The organism is Micromonospora marina (assembly GCF_900091565.1).
GTDB lineage: Bacteria > Actinomycetota > Actinomycetes > Mycobacteriales > Micromonosporaceae > Micromonospora > Micromonospora marina.
In genome coordinates, this window is sequence record NZ_FMCV01000003.1 from 66,005 (window position 1) to 86,600 (window position 20,596).

Here is a 20,596-nt window from a genome sequence, read left to right on the forward strand (position 1 = left end):
GGCGACGGCCGCCCGGGTCCGCGCGCCCACCACTATCGAAAGGCTCGCCATGCTGTGCATCGGCGTCGACATCGGTGGCACCTTCACCGACGTCATCGTGTACGAGCCGGCCACCGCCCGGCTCGCCGAGGCAAAGACCCTGTCCACGCCGGACGACCCGGCAGCGGCCATCTTCGAGGGCCTGGCCAAGCTCGGCGTACGCCTCGACGAGGTCGACCGCTTCGTCCACGGCACCACCCGGGTCACCAACGCGCTGCTGGAAGGTTCCGGTGAGCCGGTCAGCGTGGTGGCCACGGAGGGCTTCCGGGACGTCCTGGAGATGGGGCTGGGGCACCGGCCGCAGCTCTACAGCGTCAAGGAGGCGGGACGCCCGCCGCTGGCGCCGCGTCGGCTGCGGCACGTACTGCGGGAACGGATCGGCGCCGACGGCAGCGTCGTACGCGCGGTGGACCCTGCCGACCTCGACGCCGTGCTGGACCGGGTGGCCGCCGCCGGCCCCAGGGCCGTCGCCGTCTGCCTGCTGCACTCCTACCGCAATCCGGCGCACGAACGGGCGGCGGCCGCCCGGCTCGCCGAGCGGCACCCCGGCCTGATCTGCACCCTCTCCTCCGACGTGGTGCCGGAGCAGGGCGAGTACGAGCGTTTCGCGACCACCGTGCTCAACGCCAGCGTGCGGTCGACCGTCGCCGACTACCTGCGCGGACTCGGCACCGCGCTCGCCGCCGGCGGCTACGCCCACCCGTTGTCGATCATGACCAGTAGCGGCGGGGTCGTCTCCACCGACGAGGCCGGCCGGCTGCCGATCAACCTGGCACTGTCCGGTCCGGCCGGCGGGGTCGCCGCCAGCGTCCACGTCGCCGGTCTGGCCGGCTATCCGAACGTGATCACCTGCGACATCGGCGGCACCAGCACCGACGTCTGCCTGATCAAGAACGGCACCCCGTTGATGACGAACGACGGGAAGATCGCCGGCTACCCGAACCGCACCTTCCAGGTCGAGATCAACACGATCGGCGCCGGCGGCGGCTCGATCGCCTGGCGGGACGTCGGCGGCGAACTGCGGATCGGTCCGCGCAGCGCCGGCTCGACCCCCGGCCCCGCCGCGTACGGGCGGGGCGGCACCGAGCCGACGACCACCGACGCGCACCTGGTCGTCGGGCACCTCGACCCGCAGGAGAGCCTCGGCGGCGAGGTACGCCTCGACATCGCCGCCGCCCGCACGGCCATGAGCCGGCTCGCGGCCGAGTTCGGCCTCGACGACCTGGAGTTGGCGCACGGCATCCTGACCATCGCCACCGTCAAGATGACCAGCGCGATCAAGGAGATCTCGGTCGCCTGCGGCCACGACCCCCGCGACTTCGTGCTGATGCCCTTCGGCGGTGCCGGACCGATGCACGCCACCGCGCTCGCCGACGAACTGGGCATCCGCCGGGTGCTGGTGCCGCCGGTCCCGGGCAACTTCTCCGCGCTCGGCTTCGTCACCGCGCAGGCCCGGCACGACTACGTGCGGACGGTGCTGGCGCCGGCCGACGAGAGCGGGCTGGCCGCCGTCCGCGACGTCGTGGCCGAGATGAGGGACACGGCGCGGGCCCAGCTCAAGGCGGAGGACGGCGTCGAGCCCCACGATGTCACGTTCGGCCTGTCGGTCGGCATGCGGTTCCGGGGCCAGTCGTTCGATCTGGCCGTGCCCGTCCAGGACGTGCCGGTCACCGCCGAGGAACTGGTGGAGACGTTCCACTCCACCTACGCCGAGCGGTACGCGTACGCCCGGTCCGGGCACCCCGCCGAGATCGTCAACTGCCGGCTGACCGCGTTCGGCCCGCGGCCCTCCGTGCGGTTCGCGCCTCCGGCAGGCGCGGCGTCGCAGCCGGGCCGGACCCGGATCTACGGCGCGGACGGCTGGGCCGACGCCACCGTCCGGCGGCGCACCGAGCTGGCCCCTGGCTGCACTGTGCCCGGCCCGGCGGTCGTCCGCGAGAACGGCAGCACCACCGTGGTCGGAGCCGGTTGGACCGCGACCGTCGACGACCACGGAAACCTGCTGCTCGTCAAGGAGTGACCCGGTGATCCCGCCCGCCTTCGACGCCACCGTCCTGGACCGCGCCGCCAACGAACCGGACCGTCCGCTGTACGCCTTCGACGATTGGGATCGGCCGGTGTCGGCCGGCGAGTTCGCCGACCTCGCCGGCCGAGGGGCGGCGGTGCTGGCCGCGCTCGGGGTCGGTCGCGGCGACCGGGTCGCGGTGTGGGCCGAGAACGGTCTCGGCTGGCTGGTTCTGCTGGCCGCCGCGGCGTGGCGGGGCGCCGCGCTGGTGACCCTGCATCCCGGCCTGACCGCCGCGGAACTCACCTCGGCGCTGGCCCGCAGCCGCCCCCGCCGCCTCTTCGTGGCCGAGCGGGTGCGGGACCGCGACGGCCGGGCCGTCGCCGCGCGCGCGGTCGCCGCGTTGCCGCCGGACGTACGCCCGGACGGCTGGCACGCGTTCGGCGACGACCTTTCCGCGCTGCCCGGCTGGACCGGCTCCGTGCCGACCCCGGCCGGGCACCCGGACGCGACCTTGAACATCCAGTTCACCTCGGGCTCGACCGGCCCGGCCAAGATGGTCTCGCTCAGCGCCCGTAACCTGATCGCCAACGCCCGCTGGACGGCCGACGCCGCCCGACTCGGCGCCGACGACCGGATCGCCTCGCCGTTGCCCCTGGCACACGCCGCCGGTCTCGGCAGTGGGGCCGTGCTGGCGCTGGTCAGCGGGGCGCTCTGGGTGTCGGTCCGCCGGTTCCGCTCCGAGCCGGTGCTGTCCCAGATCGCCCGGCACCGGTGCACCGTGCTCCAGGCCGTGCCGACGATGGCGGCGATGCTCGCCGACACCGTCGAGCCCGCACCGGACCGCTTCGACCTGGCCTCGCTGCGGGTCGGCTTCCTCGGCGGCGCGGCCTGCGCGCCGGCGCTGATCGCCCGGACCCGGCGGGTGCTCGGGCTCGACCGGGTCGCGGTGGTCTACGGGCAGACCGAGGCCGGGCCGACGATCAGTGTCGACCCCGGCGACGGAAGCTGCGGGCCGCCCGGCGGAACCGTCGGCCGGATCGTGCCGGACCTGTGCGCCGTCGTCGTGATCCCCGGCACCCGGACCGGGCTGCCCGCCGGGCAGCCCGGCGAGCTGCTGGTGCGCGGCGAGTCGGTGACCACGGGCTACCTCGACGACCCGGCGGCCACCCGGGCCGCGCTCACCGACGACGGGTGGCTGCGTACCGGTGACCTGGGTGCGCTCGACGGCGATCGGGTCCTCACCCTCACCGGCCGCGTCAAGGAACTGATCATCCGGGGCGGCGAGAACGTCAGCCCGGCCGAGGTGGAGGCGGCTCTGCTCGACGACCCGGCCGTCGCCCAGGCGTGTGTGCTCGGTGTGCCGTCACCGCGGTGGGGCGAGGAGGTCGGCGCCCTCGTCGTCGCCGCCGCGGGTGCCGAAGCCGATCCCGGCCGGCTCACCGCGACCGCCGCCACCCGGTTGGCCCGGCACAAGGTGCCGACGCTGATCCGTACGGTGCCGAGGCTGCCGATGCTGCCGTCCGGCAAGGTCGACCGGCGTGCCGCGCTCGGCCTGCTCACCGGTGAAAAGGAGCGCTGATGCAACTCGGCTCGTGCTTCCTGGACTCGTTGACCGTCACCAGCTTCTTCGGCAACGCCGAGATGCGCGGGGTCTTCAACGACCGCCAGCTCATGCAGTCCTGGCTCGACGTGGAGGCGGCCCTGGCCCGGGCGCAGGCCGGCCTCGGTGTCATCCCGTCGACCGCGGCCGGTGCCATCACCGACGCGGCCCGGCTCGACCGGCTCGACACGGCGGTGCTCGCGGCCGACGCCGCCGACACCGTGCACCCGCTGGTGCCGCTGGTCCGGGCGCTGACCGCCGCGTGCGCCGGCGACGCCGGCCGATACGTCCACCTCGGCGCGACCACGCAGGACGTGATGGACACCGGGTTCGTGCTGCGGGCCCGGGCCGGTCTGGACATCGTCGCGCGCCAGGTCGACGAGCTGGTACGCATCCTGCGCCGGCTGGCGCTTCGGCACCGCGCCACAGCGATGCCGGCCCGCACCCACGGCCAGCAGGCGTTGCCGACCACGTTCGGGCTGCGCTGCGCGGTGTGGCAGAGCGAGCTGCAACGGCACCGGGCGCGGCTGGCCCAGATGCGGGCCCGGTTGCTGGTGACCAGCATGGGCGGGGCCGCCGGCACGATGGCCGGCTACGGCCCGCAGGCGTTCGCCGTGGAACGCGCGGTGGCGGACGAACTCGGCCTCGGCGTCGCGGACACCCCGTGGCATGCCACGTCGGACCGGTTCGCCGAGTGCCTGATGGTCCTCGGGCTGGTCGCCGCCAGCGCCGAGAAACTGGCCCGGGAGGTCTACTTCCTCGGTCGCACCGAGGTCGGTGAGGCGTACGAGCCGCAGCGCGCGACCCAGGTCGGCAGCAGCACCATGCCGCACAAGCGCAACCCGATCCGGTGCGAGGCGGTGATCGCCGCCGCCGGTACGCTGCGCGCGCAGGTGCCGCTGGCGTTGCAGACCATGGTCGCCCAGGACGACCGCGACATGGGTGTCGGCATGACGCTGTGGAAGCTGCTGCCGGAGTGCTTCATCCTCATCGGCGGCGCGCTGGAGCGGCTGGTCGAGGTATTCGGCGATCTCGGCGTCAACCCGGACCGGATGCGGTCGAATCTGGATCTCACCGGCGGGCTGGTGCTGTCCGAGGCGGTCATGCTCCGTCTCGCCGGCCCGCTGGGCCGGGAACAGGCCCACCACCTGGTGATGCGGATCGTCCGCGACAGCCTGGACCAGAACCGGCCGTTCGCCGAGGTCCTGCGCGCCGACCCGCAGGTGGCCGCCGCCCTGCCCGGCGCCGACCTGGCCGGGCTGCTCGACCCGCTGTCGTACGTCGGCCACGCTGCCGCGCTCGTCGACCGGGCCCTTCTGACCTCGGAGTCACCATGACAACTGACCAGTCCGTGCTGCTGCACCGCTCGGGGCGATCGGCCCGGGTGACCCTGCACCGGCCGTCCCGGCGCAACAGTTTCGACCTCGCCATGCTCGCCCGCTTCGAGGACGTGCTGCACGAGCTGAGCCGCGACCGCACGGTCGAGGTGGTGGTGCTCAGCGGTGCGGGGACGGCCTTCTGCGCCGGCACCGACCTGCGGGAGCTGGCCGGTCTCGACGCCGGGACCACCATGCACGTGCAACGCCGCACCGCCGAACTCGTCGAGCGCTGGTACCGGCTGGAGCAGACCACTGTTGCCGCCTTCAACGGGCCGGCGATCGGCTCGGGCGCTGTGCTCGGGCTCGCCAGCGACCTGCGGGTGGCCGCCGACAGCGCGTTCTTCACCTTCCCCGAGGTGACCTTCGGCATCCCACTGACCTGGAGCGGCATGGCGATCCTCGCCGACCTGGTCGGCGCCGACCTGGCCAAGCGCTGGCTGCTGCTCGGCGAGCGCGTCGAGCCCGCGGACATGCTGGACCTGCGCCTGGTCACCGGGGTGGTCGACGCCGACGGGCTGCCGGCCGCCGTCGCCGGCATCACCGACCGGTTGCTCGCCACCTCGGCGGTCGGCCGCTCGATGACCAAGCGCGCCGCCCGGCTGGCCGGGCCGCGGTTCGACGCGGTGGCCAACGACTCCTACCTGGGCGCGCTGAGCGTGGCGTTGCGCCCGCCCGGCGACTACCTGGACGGGGGTACGCGGTGAAGGTCTTCGAGGCGATCGCCGACGCCGTCGTCGCGCACGGTGTCGACACCGTGTTCGGTCTTCTCGGCGACGCCAACATGTTCCTCGTCGCCGACCTGGTGGAGCGGCACGGCGTGCGGTTCGTCGCAGCCCGTAACGAGAACGCCGCGGTGATGATGGCCGACGGGTATGCCCGCAGCACCGGCCGGTGTGCGGTCGCCACCGTCACCCAGGGGCCGGGGCTCGCGGTGGCCGGTGCGGCGCTGACCATCGCCCGGCAGGCCCGCACGCCGCTGGTCCTGATCGCTGGGGACACCCCGCCGGGTGACCCGCTGCACGTGCAGCACTTCGATCAGCAGCCGTACGCGCTGGCGACCGCGGGCACGTTCGTGCCTGTGTCCGCCGCCTCGACGGCCGTACGCGACGTCGGGTCGGCCTTCCGGGCGGCCCGTGAGATGCCCGGCCCGGTGGTGCTGAACGTGCCGATCGACCTCGCCGACGCGCCGGTGCCGCCCGGCCCGGTGGTCGCGGTGCCGGTGGTGCCCCGGGCGCCGCGACCCCTCGTGCCGGATCCGGCCGACGTCGAGGCGCTGGCGGAACGGCTGCGGTCGGCACGCCGCCCGGTGCTGCTCGCGGGCCGGGGCGCCGAACCGGCAGCGGCCGCGATCCGGGACCTCGCCGACCGGGGCGGGGCCGTGCTCGCCACCACGCTGATGGCCGCCGGCCTGTTCGCCGGGCACCCGTACGACCTCGGGGTGGCCGGCGGGCTGTCCCGGCCGCTGACCCGGCGGACGCTGGCGCGGGCGGACCTGGTGGTGACGTTCGGCGCCGGGCTCAACCGGTGGACCGCCGACCACGGCGCACTCTTCCGGGACGCGGAGGTGGTCAGCGTGGACGTCGACCCGGCGGCGATCGGGGCCCGCTGGCCGGTGACGGCCGGGGTGGTCGGCGACGCGGGGGAGACGGCGCGGGCGGTGTCGGCGGTGCTGGCTCCGGTGCACCGGCCGAGCTGGCGTAGTAGCGACCTGGCCGCCGGGCTGGCGGTCGCCGATCCGTTCGCCGGTCTGGTCGTCGAGTCCGCCGCCGACCGGATCGACCCCCGGGCGTTCATCCGGATCTGCGCGGAGCACCTGCCGCGCGAGCGGACCACTGTGGTCGGGGTCGGTCACTTCGGCGGCTGGCCCAACCTGCTGCTCGACTCGACCGCGACCGACCGGTCGTTCCTCGCGCCGTGGGAGTTCGGCAGCATCGGCGTCGGGCTGCCGTTCGCGGTGGGCGCCGCCGTGGGCCGGCCCGATCGGCCGGTGGTCGCCTTCGAGGGCGACGGCAGCCTGCTCACCGGGCTCGGTGAACTGGACACCCTGGCCCGCGTCGGCGCGCCGGTACTGCTGGTGCTGCTGGACGACGCCGCATATGGCGCGGAGGTACGCAAGCTGGCGCCGCGCGGTGCCGACCCGGGGTTGGCCCGCTTCCCCGAGCGGGATCTCGCGGCCGTGGCCCGCGCGCTCGGACTGCCGGCGTGGACCGTGACCGACGAGGCGGGCGCGCGGGTGGCCTTCGACGAGGTGCTGCCGCTGACCGGGCCGGCGGTGCTGCACGTGCGGGTACGCCCCGACGTGGTGCAGGAGCGGTTTTGACCGGGTCAGTCGCCCCAGACGTCGCCGAGACCGTAGCCGAGCTGGCGGGACAGCTCGTGGGCGGTCCGTCGGGCCGCGGCGGCCAGTTCCGCCACCCGGGCCTCGCCGAGCCGGAAGATCGGGCCGGAGATGCTGATCGCGCCGGTGACCCGGCCGTGGCGGTCGCGGACCGGCGCGGCCACCACCCGCAGCCCTTCCTCGCTCTCCTGGTCGTTGAGCGCCCAGCCCTGCTGCCGGACGGTCACCATCCGGGCCACGAACGTGTCCAGGTCGGTGATCGTGTTGCCGGTCAGGGCGGTGAACGGCGCGGTGGCCAGCATGACCCGCAGCGCCGCGTCGTCGGAGTCGATCAGCAGGGCCTTGCCGGCGGCGCTGCACCACAGCGGGATGCGCCGGCCGAGCCGGGAGACGAGTTGAAGGTTGCGGGTGCCCTGCACGACGTGGATCGAGATCGCGTCGAGGCCCTCCCGGACCGACAGGTTGACACTCTCGCCCTCCTCCTCGGCGAGCCGGTGCACCAGGGGGCGGGCGAGGGTGTGCAGGTCGAGACCGGCGAGGTAGCGCGCGCCGAGTTCGAACACGGTGACCCCGAGCCGGTAGTTCCCGTTCTCCTCGTTGCGTTGCAGGAAGCCGGCGTCGGCCAGCGCGCGGAACAGCCGGCTGGCGGTCGACTTGTGCAGGCCGAGTTCGCGGCTGACGTCGCTGACCTTTCGTTCGGCCTCGGTCCCGCGGAAGGCGAGCAGCACGCTGAGCGCGCGGTCCAGCGCCTGCGTGCCGGACTCCCGGGGGGCCGGCCCGTCGTCGGGGACGGCGTCAGTGGCGTACGACATCTTGCTTCCCATCTTCTCGGTTGCTAGGTTTCATAATATAACTCTAGGACCACATTATGGTCCAGCCCGCCACCGGGATCGAACCGGAACCAGTGAGGCATCCGCATGACTGTTAACCCGATCGACCTGGAAGTCGTCACCGAAGGTCTCATCTCGATCGTCCGGGAGATGCGACAGACGATCTTCCGCACGGCGCACTCGCCGGTGATCGCCGACGCGCAGGACTTCTCGTGCGCGCTGTTCGACCCGAAGGGGCAGATGGTCGCCCAGGGCCGGGACATGCCCGGTCACGTCATCGCCATGCCGGCCTCGGTGGCCGAGATCTTCGCCGACTTCGCCGACGAGATGCGCCCCGGCGACCTCTACATCGTCAACGACCCCTACCGCGGCGGCAGCCACCTCAACGACGTCACCCTGATCAGCCCGGTCTTCGTCGACGGCAAGCTCTTCCTCTTCCCCTGCGTGCGCATGCACTGGGCGGACATCGGCGGTATGACCCCGGGCAGCGTCTCCGGCCAGGCCACCGAGATCCTCCAGGAGGGGCTGCGGATCCCGCCGATCAAGTTGATCGACCAGGGTCGCCCCAACCGGGCCGCGTACGCCATCGTCTTCGCCAACGTGCGGATGGCCGACGAACGCCGTGGCGACCTCGAATCCAGCATCGCCGCCTGCCACACCGCCGAACGGCGGCTGCGCGAACTCGTCGCCCGCCACGGCGCCGACCTGATCGGCGAATCCGTCGCCGCCAACATGGACCGCACCGAACAGCGGCTGCGCGACATGATCCGGGCCCTGCCCGACGGCACCTACCGCTACGAGGACTACCTCGACCTCTACACCGACGGGGACTACGACGCCGCGATCGTCCGGTGCCGGCTCACCGTCGACGGCGACGAGATCGAGGCGGACTTCCGTGGCTCGTCGAAACAGGTCGCGGCCGTGGTGAACTCCTCCCGGGCGATGACCGTCGCGGGCGTCTTCATCGCGGTCAAGTCGGCGCTGGACCCGGGTGGCCTGGTGAACCACGGCGCGTTCCGGCCGCTGCGGGTGCTCACCGAACCGGGCACCGTCGTGCACGTCAGCCATCCGGCCCCGGCCAACGCGCACAGCGAGGTCCGCAAGCGGGTCATCTCGGCCGTGATGGCCGCCCTCAGCCAGGTGGCGCCCGACCTCATCGCCGCCGACCAGTTCGGCACCACCTTCCAGAACCTCATCGGCGGCGTCGACGAGCACACCGGACGGCCCTACCTCTACTACGACTACCCGGCGGGTGGCAACGGCGGATTCCTCGAATCCGACGGGCCCAGCGCCATGAACCCCGTCGACCTCGGTGACATCTCGACCATCCAGTCCGTCGAACGGCTGGAGACCGAGATCCCGATCCTCGTCGAGGCCTGCGAGCTGCGCACCGGTTCCTGCGGCGACGGGGTACGCCGGGGCGGGCTCGGCAGCCGGCGGGAGACCCGCCTGCTGGCCAGCGGCGGAGCGTACTCGGTGCAGACCGACCGGACCACCGTCCCCCCGTACGGGCTGCGGCACGGCGGCCCCGGAGCGCCCACTGTGACCCACATCCGGCGGCCCGACGGCGAGCGCGTCGACTTCGCCACCCCCGGCAAGGTCGCCGGCTACCCGATGCGCGCCGGTGACGTGCTGGTTATGGAGTCGGCCGGCGGCGGCGGCTGGGGCGACCCGCTGGAACGGATGCCCGAGCACGTCGCCGAGGATGTGGGCCAGGAGTACCTGACCACAGCCGAGGCCGAGCGGCGCTACGGCGTCGTGCTCGACCCGGCCGGCTCCGTCGACGCGACCGCGACCGCCGCCCGCCGGCACCGGCTACGCGAGGAACGGCGCTGGCTGCGCACCACGGTCAGCCCTCGTCCGGCCTACACCGGCCGGCGTGGGCAGCGGCGGCTGGCGTACGTGGCTCCCGTCAGCGGCCTCGCCGAGGACGTCCTCGTCGAGATCCATGGTGGACATCCGGCCCCGCTGCGGGCCTGGATCCGGCACGACGCGGCCCTGGCCGCCGACGAACTCGCCCTCGACGACGACGGGCTCCAGATTCTCGGCACCGCCCCGCACGACCGTTCCTACGTGCGGGCGCTCACCGGGGAAGGACTGTCATGAGCAAGGTCTTCCGAGTGCCGCTGGCGCCGACCCGCGGTGGCGCCACCGCCGCACCCCGGGCCCCGCGCCCGGCCACCACGGGGCCGCCCCGCTGCGGCATCGTCGCCGGCTGTCTCAGCCCGCACCCGCCACATCTGATCTACGCCGAGAACCCGCCGCAGAACGAGCCGCGGTCCACCGGCGGCTGGGAGACGCTGCGCTGGGCGTACGAGCGACTGCGCGCCCGCATCCGCGAGGTGCACAAGCCGGACGTGCTCATCGTCCACGCCCCGCACTGGATCACGATGGTCGGCCACCACGTCAACTGCGTGCCGAACCCGCGCGGCATCTCGGTCGAGCCGATCTTCCCGCACCTGTTCCGCTACCGCTACGACTTCCGCAGCGACGTCGAACTCGGCGAGGCGATCGCCGAGGAGGCCAGCGGGCTCGGGCTGGTCACCCGCACGATGCGTGACGCCCGGGTACGCGTCGACTACGCCACCATCGGTGCCCTGCACCTGGCCAACCCGGCCTGGGACATCCCGGTGGTGTCGCTGTCGGCCAACAACAACCCGTACTTCTACTCCGACGCGTCGCTGGAGGAGATGGAGGTCCTGGGCGAGGCCACCCGGCGGGCCGTCGAGGCCACCGGCCGGCGGGCCGTGCTGCTCGCCTCCAACTCGCTGTCCCACCTGCACTGGCACGAGGAACCCGAACTGCCCGAGGACATGGAACGGGAACACCCGTACAACAACCACCAGTACCGGTGGGACATGAAGCTGCTGGAGGCGATCCGGCGCGGCCCCACCGCGCCGCTGCGCGAACTCATTCCCGAACACATCGAGGCGACCGCCTCCGAGACCAAGGCCGGCAGCCTCACCTGGATGCTCGCCGCGATGGGCTGGCCGAAGGTCGCCGGGGACGTGCTCGGTTACGGCACGATCATCGGCACCGGCAACGCGGTGGTGGAGTGGCTGCCCGAGGGGAGCCGGCATGGCTGACCGGACCGGGATCGTCGCCGGGGCGCTGCTGCCCGGCATGCCGCACCTGCTCGCGGACGAACCGGCGCCGAGCTGGTCGGCGCTGGCCGACGCCGCACGCGACGTCGGCGCCCGGCTGCGCCGCCTCGAACCGGACGTGGTGCTGCTGCTGTCGACCCAGTGGTTCACCGTCCTCGGCCACCAGTTCCAGTGCGACCCCAACCCGCGCGGCCGGCACGTCGACGAGAACTGGTACGCCTACGACTACGGCCTGCTCGACTACGACCTCCGGTTCGACGTCGACTTCACCGAACGCTGGGCCGCCCGGGTCCAGGCCGGCGGGTTGCAGGCGCGGCGGACCCGCTACGAGGGGTTCCCGATCGACGCCGGCACCATCGTCACCTCCGCGCTGCTCGACCCGGACCGCAAGCTGCGCTGGGCGCAGGTCTCCTGCAACCTCTACGCCGACGCCGGGACCCTCGCCGAGGTGGGCCGGGCCGGCGGCGCCGCCGCCCGCGACGCCGGCCTGCGTGCCGCCGTCGTCGTCGTGACCGGCATGTCCTCCGGGCTCATCCAGGAGTGGATCGAGCCCGGCCAGGACCGCATCGGCGCAGCCGGCCACGAGCAGTGGAACACCCGGATTCTCGACCTGCTCACCGCCGGCAAGGTCGACGAGGCACTCGCCGTGCGGGAGGACTTCGCCCGGCAGGCGCAGGCCGACAGCCAGTTCCGGGCGCTGGCCTTCGCCGCCGGCGCGGGCGCGGCCACCGGCCCGGCTCACCTGCACGCCTACGGCCCGATCTGGGGCACCGGCGGCGCCGTCCTGTCCTGGAACCTGACCGACCACCACTAGAGGAGAGACCATGCGGAACATGGCCGTGGGCTTCGTCGAAGCCGAAGGCTTCACCCCCGTCTTCGACGCCGTCGACGCGATGGTGAAGGCCACCGAGGTCGAGGTGACCAAGGTCGTCCGGCTCGGCGGTGGCATCGTCGCCGTCGCCGTACGCGGTGACCTCGCCACCGTCGAGGAGGCCGTCGACATCGGCGAGGAGACCGCGCGGGCCAAGAGCCGCTCGGTGCGCTCGATCGTCTTCGCGAGCCCCTGCGACGCCGTCAGCGCGCTGGCGGCCGACCCCCAACTCGTCGGCAACTGACTTCCCGGTTAGGAGCACCAGACATGTCCTCCGACATCGCGATCGGAATCGTCGAGACCCGCGGCATCGTGGCCCTCTCGGCGGGTATCGAAGCCATGATCAAGACCGCCGACGTCCGGTGCGTCGGCGTCGAACGGGTCACCAGCGGCTACCTCGCCGTCGCCGTACGCGGCACCCTTGCCGCCGTCCGGCAGGCCGTCTCGGCCGGCGAGGCCGCCGTCCGCGCCCACGGCGAGCTGCGCAGCTCGCAGGTATACCCCAAGCCGCACCCGACTACCGCGGCGCTGCTCGACGGCCCGGAGACCGCCCGGATCCGCGAGGTCATGGCCGCCCTGCGCGGAGAAGGCTGATGGTGCTCGGCGAGGTCGTCGGCAAGGTGTGGGCGGACCGGATCCTGCCTCCGCTGCAGGGCCGGCGGCTCGTCCTGGTCCGGGTCCGGCCCGACGGCCCCGACCTGGTCGCCGTCGATCCGCTGAACGCAGGCGTCGGCACCACCGTGCTGGTCGTCACCGACGAGGCAGCCGCCGCGGTGGCCGGTGAGACCACCGTCGACGCCGCAATCGTGGCCCTGATCGCCGACTCCGCCGACTCCGGAGCCACCACCGCCTGACCGAAAGGTGCGCCTGATGACCGACGGGCCCTGGTCCCCGAGCCTGCTCACCGGCAGACCGGCCGGCGAGCCGACAGTGCTGCCGAACTTCGTCGACGGCGAGTTCGACGCGTCCGGCACACGCTTCCCCAAGATGTCGCCGGTCACCGGCGAGACGATCCACCACGTCGCCGAGGCCGACGAGTCCACCGTGGACGCGGCGGTGTCCGCGGCCAGGGCGGCGTTGCGCGGCCCCTGGGGCCGGATGGGGGAGCGGGAACGCGCCGCGGTGCTGTACCGCGTCGCCGACGAGTTGGAGCGCCGGTTCGAGGACCTGGTGGCGGCCGAGGTCGGTGACACCGGCAAGTCGATCTCGCAGGCCCGGACGCTTGACGTCCCGCGTGGCGCGGCCAACTTCCGGGCCTTCGCCGAGATCGTGTCGACGGCGCCGACGGAGTCGTTCACCACCGGGACGCCCACCGGCGGACGGGCGCTGAACTACGCGGTGCGCAAGCCGGTCGGGGTCGTCGCGGTGATCGTGCCGTGGAACCTGCCGCTGCTGCTGCTGACGTGGAAGGTCGCGCCGGCGCTCGCCTGCGGCAACGCGGTGGTGGTGAAGCCGTCGGAGGAGACGCCGTCGTCGGCCACGCTGCTGGCCGAGGTGATGGCGGCGGCGGGGGTGCCCGACGGTGTCTTCAACGTGGTGCACGGGTTCGGGCCCGGCTCGGCCGGGGAGTTCCTGACCCGCCACCCGGGCGTGGACGCGGTCACGTTCACCGGTGAGTCGGCGACCGGCGGGGCGATCATGCGGGCGGCGGCCGACGGGGTGAAGGCGGTGTCGTTCGAGCTGGGGGGCAAGAACGCCGGCCTGGTCTTCGCCGACGCGGATCTCGACGCCGCGGTCGAGGGGTCGGTGCGGTCGTCGTTCACCAACGGCGGCCAGGTCTGCCTGTGCACCGAGCGGTTGTTCGTGCAGCGGGAGGTGTTCGACGAGTTCACCGCCCGGCTGGCCGAGCGGGCCGGGGAACTGGCGTTCGGCTGGCCGGCCGACGAGGCGACCGTGAACATGCCGCTGATCTCCCAGAAGCACCGGGAGAAGGTGCTGGGCTACTACGACCTGGCCCGCACCGAGGGAGCGACGGTGCTCGCCGGTGGCGGCGTACCCCGGTTCGACGACGGCCGCGACGGCGGCGCCTACGTCCAGCCGACGGTGCTGACCGGCCTGGCTCCCACCGCCCGGCTCAACCGGGAGGAGGTCTTCGGCCCGGTCTGCCACGTGGCGCCGTTCGACGACGAGGACGAAGCGTTCGCCCTGGCCAACGACAGCGAGTATGGACTGGCGGGCACCGTGTGGACCCGGGACGTCGGCCGGGCGCACCGGGCCGGCGTCCGGCTGGAGGCCGGGATCGTGTGGGTGAACACGTGGTTCCTGCGGGACCTGCGCACCCCGTTCGGCGGATTGAAGGCGTCCGGTGTCGGCCGCGAGGGTGGCGTCCACTCGCTGAACTTCTACTCGGAACTGACAAACGTCTGCGTGGACCTGTCATGAGCGACGTCGCACGGGCTGCGGGACTGCTCCGCGCCGCCTACGAGACCGGGAAGCCGGTTGCGCCGCTGCGCGGCGAGCTGGTTCCGGTCGGGGACGTCGACGTGGCGTACCAGGTGCAGCGAGCCCAGGTCGACGAGTGGGAGGCGGCGGGTCGGCGGCGGGTCGGGGCGAAGATCGGCCTGACGTCGCCGGCCGTGCAGCAGGCGTTCGGGGTCCACCAGCCGGACTTCGGGGTGCTGTTCGCCGACATGGCGGTCCCCGACGGCGACGAGGTCGACCTCAGCCGGCTGTTGCAGCCCCGGGTGGAGGCCGAGGTTGCGTTCGTGCTGGGCACGGACCTGCCGTCCGAACAGCCGACGGTCGCCGACGTGATCCGGGCGACCGATCACGTCCTGCCGGCGATCGAGGTCGTGGACTCCCGGGTCGCCGGCTGGGACATCTCCATCGTGGACACGGTCGCCGACAACGCCTCCTCCGGTCTGTTCGTCCTCGGCGACCAGCCGCACACGCTGTCGCAGGTCGACCTGCGGCTGGCCGGGATGGTGCTCGAACACGCGGGTGAACCGGTGTCGGTCGGCGCCGGCGCCGCCTGCCTCGGCCATCCCGTGCACGCGGTCGTCTGGCTGGCCCGGCGGATGGCCGTCGCGGGCAGCCCGCTGGCCGCCGGTGACGTCGTGCTCTCCGGGGCGCTCGGCCCGATGGTGCCGGTCACCGCCGGCGCGGCGTACGAGGCACGAATCTCCGGTCTGGGTTCGGTCCGGGTCTGTTTCAGTGCGGGGGTGCACCAGTGAGCACGGGCGTGGCGGTGATCGGGTCGGGCAACATCGGCACCGATCTGATGATCAAGGTGCTTCGGTTGTCGGAGTCGCTGCGGATGGTGGCGATGGTCGGCGTCGACCCGGGCTCCGACGGCCTCGCGCGGGCGCGCCGGCTCGGTGTGGCCACCACCGCCGACGGTATCGACGGGCTGCTGGCCATGCCGGAGTTCGCCGATGTGGCGGTGGTGTTCGACGCCACCTCGGCGGGGGCGCACCGCCGGCACGCCGAGGTGCTGCGCGAACACGGCCGGCTGGTGGTGGACCTGACCCCGGCCGCGGTGGGCCCGTACGTGGTGCCCCCGGTGAACCTCGACGAGCACCTGGACGAGCCGAACGTGAACATGGTGACCTGCGGCGGGCAGGCGACCGTCCCCGTCGTCGCCGCCGTCGCCCGGGTGACACCCGTGCGGTACGCGGAGATCGTCGCGTCGATCGCGTCGCGTTCGGCGGGCCCGGGCACCAGGGCGAACATCGACGAGTTCACCGAGACCACGGCGCGGGCGATCGAGGTCGTCGGCGGCGCCCACACCGGCAAGGCGATCATCGTGTTGAACCCGGCGGAACCACCGTTGCTGATGCGGGACACCGTCTACTGCCTGTGCCCCGGCGGCGAGGTGGACCGAGCGGCAGTCGCGGCGTCGGTCGAGGCGATGGTCGCCGACGTCGCCGGATACGTGCCCGGCTACCGGCTCAAGCAGCAGGTGCAGTTCGACCCTGTCGACACCTACGTGCCGGCCCTGGGCGCCCGGTTCACCGGAGTGCAGGTGTCGGTGTTCCTGGAGGTGTCCGGGGCGGGTCACTACCTGCCGGCGTACGCCGGCAACCTCGACATCATGACGTCGGCCGCACTGCGGACGGCGGAACGGATGGTCGCACGACGCGCCGAGCGGCGGGTCCCGGCATGAATCGGCTGTACATCCAGGACGTGACGCTGCGCGACGGCATGCACGCGGTAAGACACCGGTTCACCGTCGGCCAGGTCCGGTCGATCGCGACCGCCCTCGACGCGGCCGGTGTCGCCGCGATCGAGGTCGCACACGGCGACGGCCTTGCCGGGTCGAGCGTGAACTACGGGCACGGCGCCGCCTCCGACGCGGACTGGATCGCGGCGGCGGCGGAGGCGGTCACCACCGCCCGGCTGACCACGCTTCTGCTGCCCGGCATCGGCACGATCGCCGACCTGAGGGCCGCCCGCGACCTCGGCGTCACCAGCGTGCGGATCGCTACGCACTGCACCGAGGCGGACATCTCCGCGCAGCACATCGGGTGGGCGCGCGACAACGGCATGGACGTGTCCGGGTTCCTCATGATGGCGCACATGAGCGACCCGGCGGCACTGGCGGAGCAGGCGAAGCTGATGGAGTCGTACGGCGCGCACTGCGTCTACGTCACCGACTCCGGCGGCCGGCTGCTGACCCGGGACGTCGCCGAGCGGGTCGACGCGTACCGGCAGGTCCTCGACCCGGCCACGCAGATCGGCATCCACGCTCACCACAACCTGTCCCTCGGCGTGGCGAACAGCGTGGCGGCGGTCGAACACGGCACCGTCCGGGTCGACGCGTCCCTGGCCGGTCACGGCGCGGGAGCCGGGAACGCACCCCTGGAGGTCTTCGTCGCCGTCGCCGAACTGCACGGCTGGGAGCACGGCTGCGACGTGTTCGCCCTGATGGACGCTGCCGACGATCTGGTGCGGCCGTCGCAGGACCGGCCGGTCCGGGTGGACCGGGAGACGCTGACCCTCGGCTACGCGGGGGTCTACTCCAGCTTTCTGCGGCACGCCGAACGGGCGTCGGACCGTTACGGCATCGACGTCCGCTCGATCCTGGTCGAACTCGGCCGCCGCCGCATGGTCGGCGGGCAGGAGGACATGATCGTCGACGTCGCCCTTGATCTGGCCACCGCCCGGACCGCACCGACCGGAGGCAACCGATGACCGATGTCGACCAGCTCGCCGCGCACCTCGACGCCGCGGCGACCAGCCGGGTCGCGGTCCCGCAGCTGAATGCCGCCACCGGCCTGGACGTGCCCACCGCCTACCGGGTGCAGGAGGCCGTGGTGGCCCACCGGCTGGCCCGCGGCGAGCGTCTCGTCGGGGTGAAGCTGGGGCTGACCAGCCGCGCCAAGATGGCGCAGATGGGCGTCGACGAGGTCATCTGGGGCCGGCTCACCGATGCCATGTGGATTCCCGACGGCGGCACGATCCGACTCGCCGACCACATCCACCCGAAGGCGGAACCGGAGGTCGCCTTCCTCGTCGAGCGCAACGCCGTCACGGCTGTCGCACCGGCTATCGAGGTCATCGACTCCAGGTACGTCGATTTCCGCTTCACGCTGCCCGAGGTCGTCGCCGACAACACCTCGGCAAGCGGTTTCGTGCTCGGTGCCTGGCAGCCCGTGCCGGCCGGGATCGACAACTCCGGCGTGCTGCTGGAGGTCGACGGACGCGTCGTCCAGCTCGGGTCGACGGCTGCCATTCTCGGCGATCCCCGGCGGGCCCTGCCCGACGCGGTCCGCCTCGCGGGTGCCTGCGACCTGGAGCTGCCCGACGGTTCGGTCCTGCTCGCCGGCGCGGCCACGGCCGCCGTCCCGCTGCGCAGCGGGACGCACGTCCGGGTCACCGTCGAGCGGCTCGGTTCGGCGTCCCTGCGGGTCGCGCCGTGACCGGGCGGAACGATGCGCCCGGGGGTCACGCGAGTGGCCACGGCGGGGTGGTGCCGGGCCTGGCCCGGCCGCGCGGCCGGTTCCCGCACGTCAAGCTCGTCGGCGACCTCATCTTCGTCTCGGGCACGTCCAGCCGCCGGCCGGACGACACCATCGCCGGCGCCCGGGTGGACGCGATGGGTGTCACCGATCTGGACATCCGCGCGCAGACCCGCGCCGTCATCGACAACATCCGCGACATCCTGCGCTCCGTCGACGCCGACCTCACCGACCTGGTCCAGGTCACCACCTATCTGGTGAACATGAACGACTTCGGCGGCTACAACGAGGTCTACGCCGAGTACTTCGACGAGACCGGCCCGACCCGCACCACTGTCGCGGTCCATCAGCTACCGCACCCGCACCTGCTGATCGAGATTCAGGCGGTGGGGCGCCGCGCGATCCCCTGAAGGCGGTGAGCGGCGGAGCCTCTGCTCCTGACGCTCGGGCGACGGGGGTTGCTCCGCGGCCGTACGCGCCCGGTGCGCTCGTTCACGCGGGCGGCGGGTCCAGGAAGCGTTGTGCCAGGCCGGCAATGACGTCGGCGGTGTTGTCGGCGGGCGCGGTCGGCAGCACGATGTGGCTGACGACCAATCGCGCGATGGATTCGGCGCCGACCGTGACGTCGTCGGCGGGCACCCCGGGCAGGTGCGTGTCCGCCCACTCTCGCAGCACCGTGACGGCAGCGGCCAGGGCCAGGTCGGCGCGGGTGGTCAGGTAGGGGAGCAGGGAGTCGGTGCCTCGGACGCTGTTGACGACGGCTTTGATCAGCGGGTCGGCACCGGCATGTGTCAGCACGAACGTGACGGCGGCGTGGACGGCGGCCCGCACGTCGCCGCCGTGAGCGGACAACGCGTCCCGCACACCGGTCATGAACCGGTCGATCTCGCGGTGGGCGACGGCTTCGCCCAGACCCGCCTTGTTGGTGAACTCGTTGTAGAGCGTCTGCCTGCTCACACCGACGCGGGCCGCCACGTCGGCCATCCGCACCGCGTCCCAGCCACGGTCGATCGCCAGGTCGCGGCCGGCGGCGATGACGGCGTCACGCAGGTGCTGGCGCGCGGCGTGGCGATAACGCGGGGAGCTGGCCATGGTGCGCCGAGTCTAGCGATTGGACACGCACATCCAGCGTGCCCAATAAATTGACGCGGATTGGATATTGTCAAGCGTAAGCGCCCGTGTGACAGTCGATACGACGGTCGACACCCCGGAGGCGGTTCATGCAGACCCCGATCGATGCCCCGGCGTTCGCCGCCGGGTGGCGTGACGGCAGGAAGCCCCTGTGGCCACTGGCTCTTCTCGTGCCGGTGCTGCCAATGCTGGCGTACGCGTTGTGGGAGGCCGGCGCGGGACCTGCCGCCTGGTGGCTCACCCCGGCGGTGGTCTTCGGACTCATCCCGATCATCGACGTGCTGCTCGGTGACGACGGACAGAACCCGCCCGACGACGTCGCCCGGCGGTTGCAGGAGGTCCGCTACTACCGCTGGATCACGTTCGTGTTCCTGCCGGTGCAGTACGCCGCCCTGCTGCTCGGAGCATGGGTGTGGACGCGCGGCGGTCTCGGTGCCGTCGGTGCCGCCGGCCTGGTCGCCACCATCGGAATCGTCAACGGCCTGGCCATCAACACCGCACACGAGCTGGGCCACAAGCGCGAGTCGGTCGAGCGGTGGATGTCGAAGATCGCGCTGGCGCCCACCGGGTACGGCCATTTTCATGTCGAGCACAACCGCGGGCACCACGTCCGTGTCGCCACACCGGAGGACCCGGCCAGCGCCAGGCTGGGGGAGAGCTTCTACGCGTTCTGGCCGCGCACGGTCTGGCGCAGCCTGATCTCGGCGTGGCGGCTGGAGTTCGGCCGCTTCCGGCTTCGGCACCGGAGTCCGTGGACGCTGCGCAACAACGTGCTCAACGCCGGGCTGCTGACCGTCGCGCTCTTCGTCCTGCTGATCGCGGTGTTCGGGTGGCAGCTCGTCCCGTTCCTGTTGCTGCAGGCGATCGTCGGCTTCTCGCTGCTGGAAGCGGTCAACTACCTCGAGCACTACGGCCTGTGCCGCCGGCGTACGGCCACCGGCCGCTACGAGAAGGTCGACCCGCGGCACAGCTGGAACAGCGACCGCCTCGTCACCAACGTGTTCCTCTTCCAGCTGCAACGCCACAGCGACCACCACGCCAACCCGCTGCGCCGCTACCAGACGCTGCGCAGCTTCGACGTCTCGCCGCAACTGCCCGGGGGTTACGCCTCGATGGTGCTGCTCGCCCTGGTGCCGCCGCTGTGGTACCGGGTGATGGACCCACGGGTCCTGGCGCACTACGGCGGCGACCTGACCCTCGCCAACCGCAACCCCCGCGCCGAGGCCCGCCTGCGTCGCCGCTACAGCCGGCCGTCGGCGGACACCACGGCGGTGCACGCCGCCCGGCCCGACCCGAGCCTGGGTGCTCCCGGCCCGCACCGCTGATCGTTTCGCGCAACGGCGCGCTGCCGACAGGGCACTTCAGACAGGTGCGGCCGGCTCGCGTGGCGGCGAGC

General features: G+C 72.7%; 20 protein-coding genes. 18 read left to right on the plus strand and 2 right to left on the minus strand.

Annotated features, from left to right (window positions below; all coding sequences use genetic code 11):
- The first annotated feature begins 49 nt into the window (after positions 1-49).
- Genes GA0070215_RS04910 through GA0070215_RS04930 form a run of 5 tightly spaced genes read left to right on the plus strand, consistent with a single transcriptional unit; the run spans position 50 to position 7,346 of the window.
- Positions 50-2,059, plus strand: a complete 2,010-nt coding sequence (locus tag GA0070215_RS04910) for a hydantoinase/oxoprolinase family protein (protein ID WP_091042283.1) — start codon at positions 50-52, stop codon at positions 2,057-2,059.
- Positions 2,060-2,063: 4 nt separating this feature from the next.
- A complete protein-coding gene (locus GA0070215_RS04915; RefSeq protein ID WP_091042287.1) occupies positions 2,064-3,626 on the plus strand; it encodes a class I adenylate-forming enzyme family protein in 1,563 nt (520 codons plus the stop codon).
- Positions 3,626-4,984, plus strand: coding sequence for an adenylosuccinate lyase (gene purB / locus GA0070215_RS04920; protein WP_091042291.1), 1,359 nt, complete (start codon positions 3,626-3,628; stop codon positions 4,982-4,984). Before GA0070215_RS04915 ends, purB begins: the two co-directional genes overlap by 1 nt.
- Positions 4,981-5,730 carry an enoyl-CoA hydratase/isomerase family protein gene (locus tag GA0070215_RS04925; protein ID WP_081635875.1) on the plus strand — a complete coding sequence of 250 codons (750 nt, stop codon included), beginning with the start codon at positions 4,981-4,983 and terminating at the stop codon, positions 5,728-5,730. Before purB ends, GA0070215_RS04925 begins: the two co-directional genes overlap by 4 nt.
- Positions 5,727-7,346: a thiamine pyrophosphate-binding protein gene (locus GA0070215_RS04930; RefSeq protein WP_091042295.1), complete on the plus strand. Its 1,620-nt coding sequence runs from the start codon at positions 5,727-5,729 to the stop codon at positions 7,344-7,346. The genes GA0070215_RS04925 and GA0070215_RS04930 overlap by 4 nt, the downstream gene beginning before the upstream one ends.
- A gap of 5 nt (positions 7,347-7,351) precedes the next feature.
- Here the strand turns inward: GA0070215_RS04930 and GA0070215_RS04935 are convergent, their stop codons facing one another.
- Positions 7,352-8,188, minus strand: coding sequence for an IclR family transcriptional regulator (locus tag GA0070215_RS04935; RefSeq protein ID WP_091042298.1), 837 nt, complete (start codon positions 8,186-8,188; stop codon positions 7,352-7,354).
- Positions 8,189-8,281: 93 nt separating this feature from the next.
- Between GA0070215_RS04935 and GA0070215_RS04940 the strand changes: the two genes are divergently transcribed.
- The 12 genes from GA0070215_RS04940 to GA0070215_RS04995 are packed head-to-tail and all read left to right on the plus strand — an operon-like array spanning position 8,282 to position 18,479.
- Entirely contained in the window at positions 8,282-10,300 is a 2,019-nt protein-coding gene (locus GA0070215_RS04940) for a hydantoinase B/oxoprolinase family protein (RefSeq protein ID WP_018783790.1), read from the plus strand.
- Positions 10,297-11,280 carry a DODA-type extradiol aromatic ring-opening family dioxygenase gene (locus GA0070215_RS04945; RefSeq protein WP_018783791.1) on the plus strand — a complete coding sequence of 328 codons (984 nt, stop codon included), beginning with the start codon at positions 10,297-10,299 and terminating at the stop codon, positions 11,278-11,280. Before GA0070215_RS04940 ends, GA0070215_RS04945 begins: the two co-directional genes overlap by 4 nt.
- Positions 11,273-12,112: a DODA-type extradiol aromatic ring-opening family dioxygenase gene (locus GA0070215_RS04950; RefSeq protein ID WP_091042301.1), complete on the plus strand. Its 840-nt coding sequence runs from the start codon at positions 11,273-11,275 to the stop codon at positions 12,110-12,112. Before GA0070215_RS04945 ends, GA0070215_RS04950 begins: the two co-directional genes overlap by 8 nt.
- A gap of 10 nt (positions 12,113-12,122) precedes the next feature.
- Complete coding sequence (locus GA0070215_RS04955; protein ID WP_018783793.1) at positions 12,123-12,413, plus strand: BMC domain-containing protein; 291 nt, start codon at positions 12,123-12,125, stop codon at positions 12,411-12,413.
- A gap of 23 nt (positions 12,414-12,436) precedes the next feature.
- A complete protein-coding gene (locus GA0070215_RS04960) occupies positions 12,437-12,763 on the plus strand; it encodes a BMC domain-containing protein (protein ID WP_018783794.1) in 327 nt (108 codons plus the stop codon).
- Entirely contained in the window at positions 12,763-13,023 is a 261-nt protein-coding gene (locus tag GA0070215_RS04965; protein WP_018783795.1) for a EutN/CcmL family microcompartment protein, read from the plus strand. Before GA0070215_RS04960 ends, GA0070215_RS04965 begins: the two co-directional genes overlap by 1 nt.
- Positions 13,024-13,039: 16 nt before the next feature.
- Positions 13,040-14,551, plus strand: coding sequence for a 2-hydroxymuconic semialdehyde dehydrogenase (locus GA0070215_RS04970; RefSeq protein ID WP_091042304.1), 1,512 nt, complete (start codon positions 13,040-13,042; stop codon positions 14,549-14,551).
- Positions 14,548-15,342, plus strand: coding sequence for a 2-keto-4-pentenoate hydratase (locus tag GA0070215_RS04975; protein ID WP_091042309.1), 795 nt, complete (start codon positions 14,548-14,550; stop codon positions 15,340-15,342). The genes GA0070215_RS04970 and GA0070215_RS04975 overlap by 4 nt, the downstream gene beginning before the upstream one ends.
- Entirely contained in the window at positions 15,339-16,274 is a 936-nt protein-coding gene (locus GA0070215_RS04980; protein ID WP_091042314.1) for an acetaldehyde dehydrogenase (acetylating), read from the plus strand. Before GA0070215_RS04975 ends, GA0070215_RS04980 begins: the two co-directional genes overlap by 4 nt.
- The gene (dmpG, locus tag GA0070215_RS04985) at positions 16,271-17,302 is read left to right on the plus strand and encodes a 4-hydroxy-2-oxovalerate aldolase (RefSeq protein ID WP_018783799.1); all 1,032 of its coding nucleotides are present in this window, start codon (positions 16,271-16,273) and stop codon (positions 17,300-17,302) included. The genes GA0070215_RS04980 and dmpG overlap by 4 nt, the downstream gene beginning before the upstream one ends.
- Positions 17,299-18,030, plus strand: a complete 732-nt coding sequence (locus GA0070215_RS04990; RefSeq protein WP_091042317.1) for a 2-keto-4-pentenoate hydratase — start codon at positions 17,299-17,301, stop codon at positions 18,028-18,030. The genes dmpG and GA0070215_RS04990 overlap by 4 nt, the downstream gene beginning before the upstream one ends.
- Positions 18,027-18,479 carry a RidA family protein gene (locus GA0070215_RS04995; RefSeq protein WP_196806653.1) on the plus strand — a complete coding sequence of 151 codons (453 nt, stop codon included), beginning with the start codon at positions 18,027-18,029 and terminating at the stop codon, positions 18,477-18,479. Before GA0070215_RS04990 ends, GA0070215_RS04995 begins: the two co-directional genes overlap by 4 nt.
- Positions 18,480-18,561: 82 nt before the next feature.
- On the opposite strand, the gene GA0070215_RS05000 is transcribed toward GA0070215_RS04995, so the two are convergent.
- A complete protein-coding gene (locus GA0070215_RS05000) occupies positions 18,562-19,161 on the minus strand; it encodes a TetR/AcrR family transcriptional regulator (RefSeq protein WP_018783802.1) in 600 nt (199 codons plus the stop codon).
- A 128-nt stretch (positions 19,162-19,289) separates the two neighbouring features.
- On the opposite strand from GA0070215_RS05000, the gene GA0070215_RS05005 reads away from it, so the two are divergent.
- Entirely contained in the window at positions 19,290-20,525 is a 1,236-nt protein-coding gene (locus tag GA0070215_RS05005) for an alkane 1-monooxygenase (protein WP_091042320.1), read from the plus strand.
- The last annotated feature ends 71 nt before the right edge of the window (positions 20,526-20,596 follow it).

Excerpts from the sequence above, each read along its gene's own strand:
- GA0070215_RS04955 (WP_018783793.1), top strand. The coding sequence starts at position 12,123 with ATGCGGAACATGGCCGTGGGCTTCGTCGAAGCCGAAGGCTTCACCCCC.
- GA0070215_RS04970 (WP_091042304.1), top strand. The coding sequence starts at position 13,040 with ATGACCGACGGGCCCTGGTCCCCGAGCCTGCTCACCGGCAGACCGGCC.
- GA0070215_RS04990 (WP_091042317.1), top strand. The coding sequence starts at position 17,299 with ATGACCGATGTCGACCAGCTCGCCGCGCACCTCGACGCCGCGGCGACC.
- GA0070215_RS05000 (WP_018783802.1), bottom strand. The coding sequence starts at position 19,161 with ATGGCCAGCTCCCCGCGTTATCGCCACGCCGCGCGCCAGCACCTGCGT.
- GA0070215_RS04960 (WP_018783794.1), top strand. The coding sequence starts at position 12,437 with ATGTCCTCCGACATCGCGATCGGAATCGTCGAGACCCGCGGCATCGTG.
- purB (WP_091042291.1), top strand. The coding sequence starts at position 3,626 with ATGCAACTCGGCTCGTGCTTCCTGGACTCGTTGACCGTCACCAGCTTC.
- dmpG (WP_018783799.1), top strand. The coding sequence starts at position 16,271 with ATGAATCGGCTGTACATCCAGGACGTGACGCTGCGCGACGGCATGCAC.
- GA0070215_RS04975 (WP_091042309.1), top strand. The coding sequence starts at position 14,548 with ATGAGCGACGTCGCACGGGCTGCGGGACTGCTCCGCGCCGCCTACGAG.
- GA0070215_RS04965 (WP_018783795.1), top strand. The coding sequence starts at position 12,763 with ATGGTGCTCGGCGAGGTCGTCGGCAAGGTGTGGGCGGACCGGATCCTG.
- GA0070215_RS04910 (WP_091042283.1), top strand. The coding sequence starts at position 50 with ATGCTGTGCATCGGCGTCGACATCGGTGGCACCTTCACCGACGTCATC.
- GA0070215_RS05005 (WP_091042320.1), top strand. The coding sequence starts at position 19,290 with ATGCAGACCCCGATCGATGCCCCGGCGTTCGCCGCCGGGTGGCGTGAC.
- GA0070215_RS04925 (WP_081635875.1), top strand. The coding sequence starts at position 4,981 with ATGACAACTGACCAGTCCGTGCTGCTGCACCGCTCGGGGCGATCGGCC.
- GA0070215_RS04945 (WP_018783791.1), top strand. The coding sequence starts at position 10,297 with ATGAGCAAGGTCTTCCGAGTGCCGCTGGCGCCGACCCGCGGTGGCGCC.
- GA0070215_RS04935 (WP_091042298.1), bottom strand. The coding sequence starts at position 8,188 with ATGGGAAGCAAGATGTCGTACGCCACTGACGCCGTCCCCGACGACGGG.
- GA0070215_RS04940 (WP_018783790.1), top strand. The coding sequence starts at position 8,282 with ATGACTGTTAACCCGATCGACCTGGAAGTCGTCACCGAAGGTCTCATC.
- GA0070215_RS04950 (WP_091042301.1), top strand. The coding sequence starts at position 11,273 with ATGGCTGACCGGACCGGGATCGTCGCCGGGGCGCTGCTGCCCGGCATG.